The organism is Alsobacter sp. R-9 (assembly GCF_054612375.1).
The window spans coordinates 236,328-249,387 of record NZ_JBTSWJ010000002.1 but is presented as its reverse complement, the minus strand read 5'-3'; the positions used below and the strand labels follow the sequence as shown (position 1 = coordinate 249,387).

The 13,060-nt window shown below is 64.2% G+C and carries 15 protein-coding genes; 9 read left to right on the top strand and 6 right to left on the bottom strand.

Annotated elements, in window-relative coordinates; all coding sequences use genetic code 11:
• The first annotated feature begins 129 nt into the window (after positions 1 to 129).
• Positions 130 to 1,155, top strand: coding sequence for an acyltransferase family protein (locus ACX9GQ_RS03900; protein ID WP_459628229.1), 1,026 nt, complete (start codon positions 130 to 132; stop codon positions 1,153 to 1,155).
• Positions 1,156 to 1,158: 3 nt separating this feature from the next.
• Here the strand turns inward: ACX9GQ_RS03900 and ACX9GQ_RS03895 are convergent, their stop codons facing one another.
• From ACX9GQ_RS03895 to ACX9GQ_RS03870, 6 genes are all read right to left on the bottom strand, one after another.
• Positions 1,159 to 1,932, bottom strand: coding sequence for an IclR family transcriptional regulator domain-containing protein (locus ACX9GQ_RS03895; RefSeq protein WP_459628228.1), 774 nt, complete (start codon positions 1,930 to 1,932; stop codon positions 1,159 to 1,161).
• 221 nt (positions 1,933 to 2,153) lie between these two features.
• A complete protein-coding gene (locus tag ACX9GQ_RS03890; RefSeq protein WP_459628227.1) occupies positions 2,154 to 3,389 on the bottom strand; it encodes a hypothetical protein in 1,236 nt (411 codons plus the stop codon).
• Complete coding sequence (locus tag ACX9GQ_RS03885) at positions 3,386 to 3,793, bottom strand: GtrA family protein (RefSeq protein WP_459628226.1); 408 nt, start codon at positions 3,791 to 3,793, stop codon at positions 3,386 to 3,388. The genes ACX9GQ_RS03890 and ACX9GQ_RS03885 overlap by 4 nt, the downstream gene beginning before the upstream one ends.
• A complete protein-coding gene (locus ACX9GQ_RS03880) occupies positions 3,790 to 4,806 on the bottom strand; it encodes a glycosyltransferase family 2 protein (protein WP_459628530.1) in 1,017 nt (338 codons plus the stop codon). The genes ACX9GQ_RS03885 and ACX9GQ_RS03880 overlap by 4 nt, the downstream gene beginning before the upstream one ends.
• An 89-nt stretch (positions 4,807 to 4,895) precedes the next feature.
• Positions 4,896 to 6,347 carry a vWA domain-containing protein gene (locus ACX9GQ_RS03875; RefSeq protein ID WP_459628225.1) on the bottom strand — a complete coding sequence of 484 codons (1,452 nt, stop codon included), beginning with the start codon at positions 6,345 to 6,347 and terminating at the stop codon, positions 4,896 to 4,898.
• 160 nt (positions 6,348 to 6,507) lie between these two features.
• A complete protein-coding gene (locus tag ACX9GQ_RS03870; RefSeq protein ID WP_459628224.1) occupies positions 6,508 to 6,675 on the bottom strand; it encodes a hypothetical protein in 168 nt (55 codons plus the stop codon).
• A 294-nt stretch (positions 6,676 to 6,969) separates the two neighbouring features.
• Here ACX9GQ_RS03870 and ACX9GQ_RS03865 point away from each other — a divergent pair, with 294 nt between their 5' ends.
• The 8 genes from ACX9GQ_RS03865 (at position 6,970) to ACX9GQ_RS03830 (ending at position 12,862) form a co-directional block, all read left to right on the top strand.
• Positions 6,970 to 8,298, top strand: a complete 1,329-nt coding sequence (locus ACX9GQ_RS03865; protein WP_459628223.1) for a tyrosine-type recombinase/integrase — start codon at positions 6,970 to 6,972, stop codon at positions 8,296 to 8,298.
• A complete protein-coding gene (locus ACX9GQ_RS03860) occupies positions 8,295 to 8,843 on the top strand; it encodes a hypothetical protein (protein WP_459628222.1) in 549 nt (182 codons plus the stop codon). The genes ACX9GQ_RS03865 and ACX9GQ_RS03860 overlap by 4 nt, the downstream gene beginning before the upstream one ends.
• A gap of 143 nt (positions 8,844 to 8,986) precedes the next feature.
• Positions 8,987 to 9,190, top strand: a complete 204-nt coding sequence (locus tag ACX9GQ_RS03855; RefSeq protein ID WP_459628221.1) for a helix-turn-helix domain-containing protein — start codon at positions 8,987 to 8,989, stop codon at positions 9,188 to 9,190.
• Positions 9,162 to 9,752 (top strand): hypothetical protein, encoded by a 591-nt coding sequence (locus ACX9GQ_RS03850; RefSeq protein WP_459628220.1) that lies wholly within the window; start codon positions 9,162 to 9,164, stop codon positions 9,750 to 9,752. Before ACX9GQ_RS03855 ends, ACX9GQ_RS03850 begins: the two co-directional genes overlap by 29 nt.
• Positions 9,749 to 10,015, top strand: a complete 267-nt coding sequence (locus ACX9GQ_RS03845) for a hypothetical protein (RefSeq protein WP_459628219.1) — start codon at positions 9,749 to 9,751, stop codon at positions 10,013 to 10,015. The genes ACX9GQ_RS03850 and ACX9GQ_RS03845 overlap by 4 nt, the downstream gene beginning before the upstream one ends.
• Before the next feature lie 158 nt (positions 10,016 to 10,173).
• Positions 10,174 to 10,620 carry a hypothetical protein gene (locus tag ACX9GQ_RS03840; protein ID WP_459628218.1) on the top strand — a complete coding sequence of 149 codons (447 nt, stop codon included), beginning with the start codon at positions 10,174 to 10,176 and terminating at the stop codon, positions 10,618 to 10,620.
• The gene (locus ACX9GQ_RS03835; protein ID WP_459628217.1) at positions 10,617 to 11,567 is read left to right on the top strand and encodes a DUF7146 domain-containing protein; all 951 of its coding nucleotides are present in this window, start codon (positions 10,617 to 10,619) and stop codon (positions 11,565 to 11,567) included. The genes ACX9GQ_RS03840 and ACX9GQ_RS03835 overlap by 4 nt, the downstream gene beginning before the upstream one ends.
• Positions 11,564 to 12,862, top strand: coding sequence for an AAA family ATPase (locus ACX9GQ_RS03830; protein WP_459628216.1), 1,299 nt, complete (start codon positions 11,564 to 11,566; stop codon positions 12,860 to 12,862). Before ACX9GQ_RS03835 ends, ACX9GQ_RS03830 begins: the two co-directional genes overlap by 4 nt.
• Positions 12,863 to 13,060: the final 198 nt, after the last annotated feature.

The following is a 13,060-nucleotide window of genomic DNA, read 5'->3' as shown; positions in this document are numbered from 1 at the left end:
GCGGCCACCCGCGGCGCCTCTTTCGTCATGGTTCGGCGATGACGCCGCCGGATAAACCAAATCCTCGGTTCCATACAGCTATCGTCCATCAAAAGCCGATGAACGTTTCCCGATCCGGATGCGAACGAAATGCAGACACTGCCCAACAGCCACCCCTCTGACGAAGTTGCGTGGGATCTTCTGGCCTTGGCGCGGTTCCTCCTTGCGTTCATCGTGCTGTGTTTCCACATGACGATCTTCTTTGGAGCAGAACCGCTGCTTGCAGCCATCTCGCGACTAGGCGGAAAGGCTGCCGTGGTGGGGTTTCTGATTATCTCAGGCTTTTCGATCCACAATTCTCTTCTGCGTGAACCCGCGGGCTTCCTTTGGCGTCGGTTCGTCCGCATCTACCCGGCCTACATCCTGGCGATCGCCTCGGCCTTCGCTCTTCAGCAGTTCACCGGTGAGATCGAAGCACCGCTTCACGTGTTCAATGAGGACAGCAATCTCGTTTTCTTTTGCAACGCCCTCATGTTGCAGATGTTCGCCTGCAAGGCCGTCGACTTCAATCTGTCGGTTTGGTCGCTATCAATCGAGTTTTCATTCTACATCGCCGCCATTGTCGTACTGATTCGGATGAATACACGATGGCTCATTTTCATTGCCGTTGCCTCCATGATAATGTTCATACTGCCCAACGATCTGATTGATGGCAAATTATATTACTTGGCGACGAAATTCAAACCGCCGAAATATATGTGGCCATTTATTGTTGGTTTCATACTGTACCGTGATTTCTCAGCAATGAAATTCATCATCTTCGCAGCTCTGTCTGTCGTTCTCTTCCTGATATCTCCGGAGATGGACGCCTCGACAGAGCCGCTTGGCCCGCTGACAATCGTCGTGACTTTGCTGACCATATGGGTCGCGAGGTCGTGGAAGGGCGCTCAGTCGAAGGCTCTCACTTACCTGGGCGATCTGTCCTACCCGCTTTATCTCGTTCATCTTCCTGTTTTCATTGCACTTTTTGCCCTTCAAGGCGAATTGCAGTCATGGGTGGCCATCGCCGCTGTGATGCTCGCGGCGGCCGGAACGGTGGCGTTTGTGGAAAAACCGGCCAGGCGACAGCTGAAGAGACTCAGAACCGCCCTCAGTCAGCAAAATGCGTCCCTGTGATGCTTACAGCAGGCGAGATAACTCGTCGGATGCAGCCAGAAGTCGAGGAAGGATATTGGATTTCAGATGCTCGAGCGATACACGCTGCGTTTGAACGCCGACGTTTATCGCGCATCGAACACGGCCGCCTCGGTCCAGAACCGGCACCGCGGCCGACCGAAGCCCGACCTCCAATTCTTCGTCCACGACGGCAAAACCGTCTTCACGAGCCTTTGCGACGGCCGCACGGATCTCGGCCTCGGTCGTCAGCGTCTTGGCCGTGAATGCCGTTCGCTGCTCGGTCGCCAGGTAATGATCCAACCAAGCGTCCGGCTGCCCGGCGATCAGAACCCGTCCGAGTGAGGTGCAGTAGGCCGGCAGACGGCTGCCCACTCCCAATCCGATGGACATGATCCGACGCGTCGATGCCCGCGCGATGTAGACGACGTCGTTGCCATCAAGAACGGCTGCCGAGCATGATTCCTGGATGGTCTCGGCGATCCGTTCAAGCCACGATTGGACCCGGGACGGCAGACTCCCTGAAGACAGATATGCGTAACCGAGGCGGAGAACCTTCGGCGTAAGAGCGAAGAACTTTCCGTCATGCTCCGCGTAGCCGAGACGCACCAGCGTCAGGAGGTAGCGACGCGACGCCGCCCGCGTAAGGCCCGTTCGCTTGGCGACATCGGTAATACTCAGACGCGGGTTCTGCGCGTCGTAAGCCTCGATGACGGCAAGGCCGTTCTGAAGTCCGCCAACCAGATCGCGATCCGACGCGCGTCTCCCAGTCTCGCTCACGGAGCCCTCAAATTGTTCGCCTAGCGAACATTAGTTCCGAGATCGAACACCTACAAGGGGCGGTACGGCTTACACCGCCTTCGGAAACATCGATAACGGCTTTCGAGCCATGGCTGAAGCAACGACATAAAGGACGATGATCCAGACGACCCGGCTTTGATAGCGATCGTGAACGGTAGACAGGACGCCGGTCACCGCCGAATTGGCCAGAAGAGCCAGCATCACGCAGACGAAGATGTCGACCGGGGGTATGCGCCTCGCGACCTGACCCACATCCCGGCCATCAGGACGAGACTGGTTGCGACAACGACCGCGTAGAACTGACTGGCCAACCGAAATGGCGCCCTCCCCGTGATCTGGGCGCTGGTAGATGCCTGCTGCGCCGCCCCCAATCCGTAAAAGGTCTCCACAGCCTTACGCGCCCCCCACTCCGCTGGGAGCGGATCCGCCAAGTCGTTGATGTCGAACCTGAAAAACTGATGGAATGCATGACCGGCCGAACGTACGACCTGACGGGTCCATTCGATGTCACGAAAAGCGAGGCGAACAAGTTGATTGGCCTCTTCCCGAAAACCCGGGACCCAGCCGAGCCGCTCGAGTGGGCCTTCCCAGAGGAAGTGATCGGAAACGCTTGGGCGACTGCCGGTCTGCGCCGCGTACTTCAGGAGACCGTCACGCTCGGCGCAGACCTTGTAATCACCGGGACAGACCTTGTTCAGGACATCAAAGCCGGGACCGTCGTCCAGAAGTTTCGAAAAAAGGAAAACATTGGATCCGGGGGACAAGCTGATCTGCCCGCGTGCAGCCACATTCGAGGCCAAGACGGCGACCAGCCCGGCAGCAATACAAGCAGTGACGACCCGGTAGGATCCGAGCGGAGCGGAACGACCGGCGACACGGTTGACCAGCGCAACAGAAAGCGTGGTTCCCAGCGCAATGACCCAATTGCCGAGATGGAAAGCCGTCGCCATGACGATCACCAGGGCGCAGGCAGCGATCTCCCAGCGATCCATTCTTCGCGACGCGAGCAGAAGCGAGAGAATTCCCAGGATCATGAGCCCGGTGAATATGTCTGGCATCAGCTGAGCTGCAATCCAAGGAGCCGGCGTGATCGCGAACGTGAGCGCGACGCCGATGCCCGCCGCGGTCGGGGACGAAATACGGAGGACCTTGTTCACAAAGAGGAGACTGATCACGGCCGACATGACGGCCTGGACCAAGACCGTAAGCCAAAGGCTGAGGCCCAGCGACGAGACCGCAACGAATATGCTGTAGAAGACGGGCCGATCCCACGGAACCCGGAATGTCCTGAACGCGGTGATGTACGTCCCGGTGTCGGCGAACATGAACGGAAATCCGTTCGCGATGGGGAATGCCATCAGCACTGCGGTGGCGCCGAACGCTGCGAAGATCCACTGGAGGCGGACCCGCCGATCAGTCTGCCCGCCCAGTTTCACTCGCGCTGCTCCCGCGTCACGGCCGGCGACGATGTCTCCAGTGCGAGCCGCGCCGCAAAGAAGTTGACGACAAGACCGGATATTGAACCCACCGCTACGGCAACAGCGGGATGACGCGAAGCAAAGGGCGAAAGCCAGACCAGGACGGCATAGACGCTGAGGTTCGTCAGCGCTCCTGACGCTTGCGAAGCGATGTATGCCCCGAACTCGCCCAGCGTGGGCCGCCTCTCAACCGAGAACGTGTAGCGACGATTGAGGAGCCACGTAAACGCAACGGCGACTAGAAAGGAGGGAGCGCGTGCAGCCAAGGGCGGAACGCCGACGGCGATCACGAGGAGAAGGACACCGACGTCAACGAAGAACGCGATTGCACCGACCAGCGCGAAGGTGACGAACGCCCTCATGAAACGACGGATCGAATGGAAGCCTCGCGTTCTGTCGCGTCGGTCATGCGCCAAGGTCCGGACGGCGGACCGGGTTGGCGCATGTAAGCCAGCCGCTTCATCTCCCGGCGGCCTAGAGTAACGGTGTCCAGCACGAGTCCGCACGTGAACGAGAGCCCGGCCGCAAGCATCAGCGCTGCAGAAAGAATGGCCGTAGGAAACCGCCGGACGAGCCCGGTCTCGAGATATTCGATGTAGATGGGGATGAACGCGACCATGGCGGCTAGCGCCAGAGAGAAGGCAACCCCACCGAAGAACGCCAGTGGCTTCTCCTCCTTCACGAGGTTTGCGATCGTTCTAACGATCCGAATTCCGTCCTTGTAAGTGTTGAGCTTGCTGGCCGATCCTTCCGGGCGACCAAAGTACGGCGTCTCGAGGTCGACCATGATCATGCGCTGCTCAAGCGCATGCACCGTGAACTCTGTCTCGATTTCGAAGCCCGACGCCATCGCGGGGAAGGACTTCACGAACCGGCGGGAGAACACGCGATAGCCGCTGAGCATGTCCCTGGTGCCTCGGCCGAACAACAGCGTGACCATCCCGGTGATGACGCGGTTGCCGAACCGATGCCCAGCTCGATAGGCAGCCTGTTCCTGCTCGATGCGGGTTGCGGTGACGCAGTCGCACTGGTGAACGATCAGGGCATCGATCATCGCTGGCGCCGATGCCGCATCATAGGTCGCGTCACCGTCGACGAGAATGTAGATGTCCGCCTCGATATCGCTGAACATGCGGCGGACGACGTTGCCCTTGCCCTGCAAAGGCTCGGCTCGGACAATGGCGCCGGCTTCCCGGGCCCGCTCACTCGTCCCGTCGGACGAGTTGTTGTCATAGACATAAATGTCGGCCCCGGGCAGAGCGGCCGAAAAATCCCGCACCACGGCGCCAATCGTCACCGCTTCATTGTAACAGGGAACAAGCACCGCAATTCGAGGCGCTGCCCTGCTCACGACGCTGCTGTCCCCGACAATCATGTTCACGCCCCCTACACGCGAGAAGTGCATTGCAACATGATTTTGCATCAACGCTCAAGATAAGCGTTGAGATTTCCTTAACCTGCTTGTCACTGCCCCAAGTAGGGCGTCTGCAGTGAGGCCGCGATTTTCTTGAAGGCGGCTTCGAGCGATGCGTTGTCGGACGCGTTGAAGAAGTTGTCGGCGCTCGAGGCACAGGTGCGCAGCATGTTCTGCACGTTCACGTCCGTCACCTGGAAGGCGATCGTCCAGACCTCGATGCCGGCCGTCTTGATGTTGGTGCACAGCGTGGCGGTGGCGGCGTCCGCCGCCGTCCGCGAGGTGCCCTCGTGGTCGTTCTGGGTGGTGCGGTAGGACAGCGTGTTCTCGCCGTCGGTCATCAGCACCATCGTCTTGCGCGGCTTGCGGTTGTTGCTGTCATAGGCGGCACCCTCGGCGAACGGCGCCAGCGGCGACAGGACGTTCCAGCCCCACATCAGGCCTGCAGGCACATAGGTGCTGTTGGCGGGCGTCAGCGCGTTGATCGCCGCCTTAACGATCGTCTTGTCGCTCGTCAGCGGGGTGATCGGCGTGGTGCAGGTCTTGTTCATCAGCGCGCCGTACGGCACCGCGGGGTTGGCGTCCGTCAAGGTGTTGGGCGAGGCGCGCGACAGGACGCAGCCCGACCACTTGAACGTGTTCGTCTTGGTCGTGCATTGCTGCGGACCCTTGTTCCACACGGAGCAGACCTGCTGCGTCCCCGTGGTGGTGCACTGCTGCTGGCAGGACTGCGTGGTGGTGCAGTTCTGGACGCCGTCGGTTGTCGTGCAGGTGGTCTTCGGCACGCAGTTCACGTTCACGCAGGTCTGCTTGGGCTGCGTCGTCCAGGTCTGGCAGGTCGTGTTGGGCTGCGTGCAGGTCGTCGTCGTGGTCGTGTAGTCGTTCGCCCCCGACATCCACGGCTGGTTGCGGTTGGTGAGACCCACGTTGACGTAGTTGGCGAACGGCACGATCGCGAACTTCACCTTCTGCGCCGAGTCGGCCGTGAGCGTGTCCACCATCAGGTTGGCTGCGGACTTGAGGGTTGGCATCTTGTTGTTGGCGCTCATCGAATAGGTCGTGTCGAGCACGAGCGCGACCTCGACGGAGTTGTCGAGCCCGCGGATGCCGCGCGCCTTCGCCGCGATCTCCATCGCCGGCATGCCGACAGCCGCCAGCACCGTGTTCTTCACCGACGACACCGCTTCGACGTTGACGGTCTTGCCGTCGGGCTGCAGGGCCACCTGGAGCTTGGTCGGCAGCGTCAGGCCGTACTTGTCGCGCAACTGCGCCTCGAAGATGCGCTCGGCGGCCGCCTGCACCTCGGCGCTCGTTGTGTACTTGGGCGTCGTCACCGCGAGCGTCGTCGAGTCGACCACCGCCTGCAGCGCCGTGCGGGCGTAGACGACACGTCCATAGTCGACGGCAAGCCCGACCACCATCAGCACCGGCACGAGCAGCAGGGCGAAGATGATGGCGAGGGCGCCGGAAACGTCGTCGCGGAAACGCTGGAACAAGGTCATGGCAACACCTAAGGTTGCCGAGAACACTAAGCCGCAACTTTTAAATCTGCGTCTATTGCAACGGAAAAGCTCGTAAATCCGCGTTTACGTTATCGTATCGTCACTTCAATCCCGACAATACAGCGGCACGCGGGTCATCTGGCGCATCGGAGATCTCGGCCTACTGGACGAGGGCCGCCGTTCCGAGGCCTATGACCGCGGCAGCCCACACGGGAAACGGGGCCCCCATGCCGCCAAGCAGTCGCGTGGCACCGAGGGCAACAGCCCAGAACACGAGGCCCGCGACGATGCCAAGCCCGATGCGGAAGACGGCTGTTCCACGAGACATGGTCCGGACCCACGACATATCTGAATGTCATAGTTAACGGACCCCGTGCGGATGACCAGAGCGGGCCGATGCGAAAGAGCGATCAAGACGGAATGATGGAGCCGCTGGCGCGCCCTACGGGACTCGAACCCGTGTTTTCGCCGTGAAAGTGTCCCGATTTGCCATAACCTCCGTCTATGGCAATCCACTAACGTGTTGATTTTATTGGATGCGATCCATGCCCGTCTTTGATTGTCTAGGGCCGTACACCCCGGTATAATAGACAAATAGTGGACAAGTTTGGCGGGCGAAGGCATGGCAAGAATCCTATCCGAAGCGCCGATCACGACCCGCCCGGCTCGCGCCGCCCTCCCCCGTCGCGCGAAGCCATATTGGCGCGGCATCGACCCCGACGTTCACCTCGGATACCGCTCGGCGCCTCGCGGCGGTCGGTGGGTCGTCCGGTGGCGCGAGGGCAGCGTCTATCGCCAGGAGACCGTCGGCACGGCCGACGACCACCTCCCCGCCGACGGCGACGGCGTCCTCGACTTCCGCCAGGCCGAGCGCAAGGCGCGCGTCATCGTCGCGACGAACCGGAAGGACGCGGCCGACCGCAAGGCCGGCCCGCCGGTGACGGTCCGGTCCGTCATCGAGACCTACGTCGCCAGCCGCGAGGCTCGCGAGCGGCAGCGCGCCGAGCCGGGCGCCCCATTGAAGCGCGACACGCGGTCCCGCCTCAAGAAGCACGTCCTCTCCGCCCCGCTCGCCGACGTCACCCTCTCCAAGCTCGACGAGGCCGCCATCGAGGCATGGCGCGCGGCCCTGCCGGCGACCATGGCGCCGACCACCGTCCGGCGCGTCATCGGTGACCTCAAGGCCGCGCTTAACGCGGCGGCGCGGACCTACCGGACTCGCCTTCCCGGCGATTTCGGGAACGTCGTCCGGTACGGGTTCCACAGCGAGGAGGCGATCGCCGCGCCGGCCCGCAAGATCGTCTTGTCGGATGCCGAGGTTCGGCGGCTCGTCGAGGCCGCATGGAGCGTCGACGAGCGGGACGGATGGAACGGCGACCTCGCCCGCCTGATCATAGTGCTGGCCGCGACCGGCGCCCGGTTCTCGCAAGTCCGCCGGCTCACCGTCGCCGACGTCCAGACAGCATCTTCCCGCATCATGGTTCCGACGTCCCACAAGGGCCGCGGCACGAAGCGCACGACGCACGTTCCCTTCCCCGTCGGGCCGGACGTCATCGAGGCCCTGCGCCCCGCCATGGCGCGGCGGCGCGGGACCGACGTCCTCCTCGAGCGCATCCACAAGAAACCTGCCGGCCCGCTCAAGTGGGAGATCACCGGCCGCGGACCTTGGCACCCCGCGGCCTCGCACCTCCTCCGCCCCTTCGCCGAGGTCGTCGCCGAGGCCGGGTTCTCGGCCGACGTCACGGCCTACGCGCTGCGACATTCCTCGATCGTGCGAGGCCTACGGGAGCAACTCCCGGTCCGCCTCGTCGCCGCGCTGCACGACACCTCCTCCGCGATGATCGAAAGGCACTATGCGGCGTTCATCGTCGACGCGCTCGACGAGCTCGCGGCCCGGGCCGTCATCCCCGTGACGTCGGCGCCGGTCGCGCCGCTGCGGGTGGCAAAATGAACGGGCAGAAGTGGCCGACCGTTGAGGAGACGGAGGCAGTCTGGAACCACAACAAGACGCTGCGCCTGGATACGTTTAACGACCTTATTATTCCCGAATGGGCGGGACCTCTTCCGGGCGATTTTCTGCCGCGTGATCATGTAATGATCTTGAGTTTTTTTTGCGGTGTGTTTGCCGCTGATCTTTTGGCAGAAGTTCGTCACATGGTTTCGTATGAAGAACTGAGCTCGGAATTGCTAATGCTTCAAATGATGACAAATGATGATCGGTTTGGCCAAGCCAGGAACGCGATTTGGGAACATGATTTGGTTGACGACAACGAGGTGTGGAGACGGAGGCCGGAGCGGCCGAGCGACGCCATGGCCGAAAAGGCTTACGGCATCTTGCGCATGGAGTTCGATCGCTACACCGCGGCAGGGGCGGACGCGATGACGGCTGCGAGGATGACCACAGCATTGTTAGGAGTGCGCGGCCGTAGTTTCCGCGCCGCCTACGAGCGCACACTCCGGATCGTCAGGGGCGACGCCGAAGCCGAGCCCGACTGACCCGAAACTGGGGTACCCCAACTTCGTTGATGCAAGTCCATTTCTAGTGTGAATTATGAGTGTCCACCGACCACCGCTTAGCGGCGTCGGCGTGGACATAGGCAACCCCGCCGGCCGTCCACGCCTCCGCCAAAGGAGGATTGATGGACACCATTGACCCCGGCCGCCAGTTGCAGCCGCTCGCCTATACCATCGACGAGGCGAGCCAACTTCTCCGGATCTCGCGCGCCAAGCTCTACCTTGAAATGCGCGCGGGCAAGCTCCGCTCGGTTCGATTTGGCCGGTCGCGCCGCCTCGCGCCGGCGGACCTGGCCGACTATGTCGCCCGGCATCGCGAAAGCACCTGATCAAGCAAACACGCCGCCCGTGAGGGCGGCGCGTCGAGGACTCGTGTGGAAAGCGGTCCTCGATTACCGCGCCGGCGCGCCCGGTGCAAGTGCAACCAGCAACGAGGACTATCCAATGAACGCAAAACAACGCCACCAAACCGACCTTGAAAAAGCATTCCTTCATGCTGCGCGGATGATCGAGCGGCTGGACGATGCCTTTGGGGAAATCAAGTTCATCGGCCACTACGCCCGAGTCCCCCGCAAGCGGCGGGAAAGGGACGACGAAGCGTTTCGCGGCGAGGGCGGGCCGCTAGACGTCTTGAGGTCGCGGCTCGAGGACCTGGTTTTTGATTTCGGCCGCGGCGATAGGCACGCCGTCGTGAAGGCCATGACGCTCCTCACCGCGAACCGGCGTCGGCTCGCTGAACTTAGGGCGCGGGGCTTTATTGCACCCTCCCCGCCGCCTCCCGCGCCGGACTCTCTCCCGCTCCCGCCCAACGTCGCGCTCCCGCAGGGGCCGGCCAAGCCGCTCCCCGCGATCTGGCAGGACCACGTGGCGCCCGAAGGGAGGCCGGCATGAGGGAGTCCGTCCTCGCCGCGGTCCGCGTCGGCGCGCACCTCGAGGCCCTCCTCGACGCAATCGACGACCTCATGCAGCACGCCTATGACGAGGCGGGAGTCCAGATCCCCGACTCGCATTTCACGGCGCTCCGGGATTGGGCGTCGACCCTCGCGGCTAACATAGCCGGCCAACCGGTCGGTGGCTCCCCGCTCGAACAGTGGTGCCGCGTCGGCATCACGCTCGAGGCGGCCGCCAACGCCCGCGCCAAGGCCGAGGCCTAAGCCATGCCGGCCGCGGTCCCTCTCCCCCTGCCGCGGCCGGCCCCGCCCGCACCGCCACCCCCGCCTCCGCGCGTGCTCGTCGTGGACGAGCACGGCCTCGTTCTCGCCCTAGTCCCCAGCCGGGCCGCGGCCCGAGCCGTTGCGGAGAGTCGAGCGTCATGACGTCCCAAGGCAACCCGTTCACCGACGCGCAAATCATTGCCTATGCGCTGGCCGCCTTAAGGGCCGGTTGCGCGATCGTCCAGGTCTATCCCGGCCAAGGTCGCTTCCGCGCTCCGGCCGGCAAATCGGCGATCGTCACACTGCACGACGACTGCGACCGGTCTCGAGGTCCCGCCGCTTTCGACGCGCCGAGCGTCCGCCGGGTCCTGCATTGCACTAGCGGCGTGTTCCTCATGGTCGGGCTCGACACCGACGTTTACGGCGCGGCCTATGGCATAGCGGCGACGAACGCCGGCACCGGCCGGGCCGCTAACGTCCTGATCGTCGACACCCTGATCGAGCATCAGGCGGAGTGGTTCACCTTCCTCGAAATGCACGTGCCGTCGCCGTCCGACATTCCGCGCGTGCTCGTCTCGCTCCCGTCGGCGGGAGGTGTCCATTGAGACCGTCCCCGATCGACGACCTGGCGCCACGCCTGGCCGCGCGGCTCCCCGAGCTCGCCCGGCACTTCCGCGGCGAGCCGAACCGCGGAGCATCGGACCGCTCGCGGCTTGCATGGGGATCGCGCGGCTCGTTCGTTGTCGGCCTGACCGGCCGGCACGCCGGGCGCTGGCACAACTTCGAGGGCGGCGAACACGGCGACGCCCTCGACCTAATCCGGCTCGAGCTCGGTCTAGATACGCGGGGCGCGATCGCCTGGGCGCGGGAGTTCCTCGGCGACCCCGCCAGGCTCCCGCCCGGCCCAGCGCGCCCCGCGCCGGCGCCCGCGGACGAGGACGAGCCCGAGCGGATCCGGAAGGCTCTCCGGCTATGGGACTCCGCCGTCTCCCCGACCGGGACGCTCGTTGAGGCCTACCTCGCCGGCCGGCGCCTCGAGCTCGACCCCGCCGTCGCCCGTGGGGTGCTCCGCTTTCATCCTGGCGTCCCCTGGCGCGACGACGCCGGCGAGGTCGTCCGTGTTCCGGCCATGGTCGGCCTGATGCGGGACGCCCTCACCGACGAGCCTCGGGCCGTGCACGTCACCGCGTTGACGCCGGACGGCCGGAAGATCGGCAAGCGGATGCGCGGCGCCGCCGGCGGGGCCGTGGTGAAGCTCGACCCCGACGAGGCCGTCACGATGGGGCTCGGCGTCGCCGAGGGGATCGAGACCGCCCTCGCCGTTCGGAAGATCGGCTGGCGCCCCGTGTGGGCCGCGACCTCGGCCGGCGCGATCGCCAACCTCCCCGTCCTCCCCGGCCTCGAGTCGCTGACGTTGTTCGCCGACCACGACGAGGCCGGCCTCAAGGCCGCACGCACATGCGCGCGCCGATGGGCCGAGGCCGGACGAGAGGCGGCCGTCCGGATGCCTCGCCGTCCTGGGGCAGATTGGAATGACGAGGTCCTAGCATGAGCACCGGCGCCGACCTCGATGCGACGCTCGAGCAAGCTGGACTCCTTGAGCGGTGGGAACCCGTGCCGCCGTTCGGAGCGGAAGCGCCGGCGGCCACGCCGCGCCCGCCGTTCCGGACCGTCTCGGCGTTCCCCTTCGACCCCGCCGAGATCCCCGTCCGGCCGTGGATCGTCCCCGGCCTCGTCCTGCACGGCCTCGTGACGTTCTTCGCCGCGCCGCCTGGCGCGGGCAAGTCGCTCTTGACCCTGCAATGGTCGATCGCGATGGCGCTCGGGATCCCGTGGGGCGGCTGGACTCCCCGGCGCCGCTATCGGGTATTGGTCATCAACACCGAGGACGACCTCGACGAGCAACGCCGGCGCCTGGCCGCGGCGTGCGAGGTCATGGGAGTCGATCAAGCGGACCTCGTCGGATGGTTGTTGCTCCCCGACCAGGCGGAGCTCACCGAGGGCGGGATCGTCATCGCGAAGGCCGACCCGAAGTCCAAGACGATCACGCGGACTCCGCTCGTCGAGTCCCTGGTCCAAACGATCGAGGCTAACCGGATCGACGCTCTCGTCGTCGACCCCTTCGCCGAGACCTTCGAGGGCGACGAGAACTCGAACTCCGAGGTCAAATGGGTCGGGACGACCTGGCGCGACCAGGTAGCCAAGCGGACGAACGCCGGGATCATCCTCGTGCACCACACGAGGAAATATGCCGGCGACATGGCCGGCGATCCCGACGCCATGCGCGGCGGCGGCTCGCTCATCGGTGTCGGGCGCGTCGTCTGCACCCTGTTTCCGATGACAAGGGAGGAGGCCGGCAAGCTCGGAGTCGACGAGGACGACCGGTCCCGCCTCGTCCGGTTCGACGATGCAAAGGCGAACCTGTTTCTCACCACAGGCAAGGCCCGATGGCTCCGGCGGGTCTCCATAAGCCTGCCGAACGGCCGCGATGGAATCCCCGGCGACGAGGTCGGCGCCCTCGTGCCGTGGACCCCGCCGACCGTGTTCGCGGCCCATAGCTACGGCGACTTGAACCGGGCGCTTGACGCGATCGAGCGGGGCGAGATCGACGACGACGGCAACCCGACCGGCTGGCGCTTCGCAATGGAGGCGAGGACCCTCCCGAACCGTCGCGCCTCGACGATCGTGGCCGAGGTGCTCGGGATCGAGGAGCCCCAGGCAAAGCGCATCGTCGACGAGTGGATTAAGAACGAGGTCCTCGTCAGCCGACCTTACAAGGACGGAGGCCGGAAGGAGCGAAAGGGCCTGTTCGTGAACAACGACAGGCGGCCGGGGACCTCGTCATGACCCCGCGCCATCACCTCATTTTTGATGGCGCATTGATGGCGCACGATGGCGCAAAAAGGCGCGCCATCATCAAGCCGACGCCTAAAGGGTAATGGCGATGGCGCACCATCAATCGCTCGATGGCGCGTTGATGGCGCGCCCCGACCATTTCCCTTTCCCGCTTGAGGCGGTCGGCGCCGTCTTGATGACGCACGCGCC

What these genes read in the sequence shown, in the direction of transcription:
- ACX9GQ_RS03880 (WP_459628530.1), bottom strand. Translation starts at nt 4,806, where the DNA reads ATGATTGTCGGGGACAGCAGCGTCGTGAGCAGGGCAGCGCCTCGAATT.
- ACX9GQ_RS03865 (WP_459628223.1), top strand. Translation starts at nt 6,970, where the DNA reads ATGGCAAGAATCCTATCCGAAGCGCCGATCACGACCCGCCCGGCTCGC.
- ACX9GQ_RS03855 (WP_459628221.1), top strand. Translation starts at nt 8,987, where the DNA reads ATGGACACCATTGACCCCGGCCGCCAGTTGCAGCCGCTCGCCTATACC.
- ACX9GQ_RS03860 (WP_459628222.1), top strand. Translation starts at nt 8,295, where the DNA reads ATGAACGGGCAGAAGTGGCCGACCGTTGAGGAGACGGAGGCAGTCTGG.
- ACX9GQ_RS03845 (WP_459628219.1), top strand. Translation starts at nt 9,749, where the DNA reads ATGAGGGAGTCCGTCCTCGCCGCGGTCCGCGTCGGCGCGCACCTCGAG.
- ACX9GQ_RS03900 (WP_459628229.1), top strand. Translation starts at nt 130, where the DNA reads ATGCAGACACTGCCCAACAGCCACCCCTCTGACGAAGTTGCGTGGGAT.
- ACX9GQ_RS03850 (WP_459628220.1), top strand. Translation starts at nt 9,162, where the DNA reads ATGTCGCCCGGCATCGCGAAAGCACCTGATCAAGCAAACACGCCGCCC.
- ACX9GQ_RS03885 (WP_459628226.1), bottom strand. Translation starts at nt 3,793, where the DNA reads ATGAGGGCGTTCGTCACCTTCGCGCTGGTCGGTGCAATCGCGTTCTTC.
- ACX9GQ_RS03840 (WP_459628218.1), top strand. Translation starts at nt 10,174, where the DNA reads ATGACGTCCCAAGGCAACCCGTTCACCGACGCGCAAATCATTGCCTAT.
- ACX9GQ_RS03870 (WP_459628224.1), bottom strand. Translation starts at nt 6,675, where the DNA reads ATGTCTCGTGGAACAGCCGTCTTCCGCATCGGGCTTGGCATCGTCGCG.
- ACX9GQ_RS03830 (WP_459628216.1), top strand. Translation starts at nt 11,564, where the DNA reads ATGAGCACCGGCGCCGACCTCGATGCGACGCTCGAGCAAGCTGGACTC.
- ACX9GQ_RS03875 (WP_459628225.1), bottom strand. Translation starts at nt 6,347, where the DNA reads ATGACCTTGTTCCAGCGTTTCCGCGACGACGTTTCCGGCGCCCTCGCC.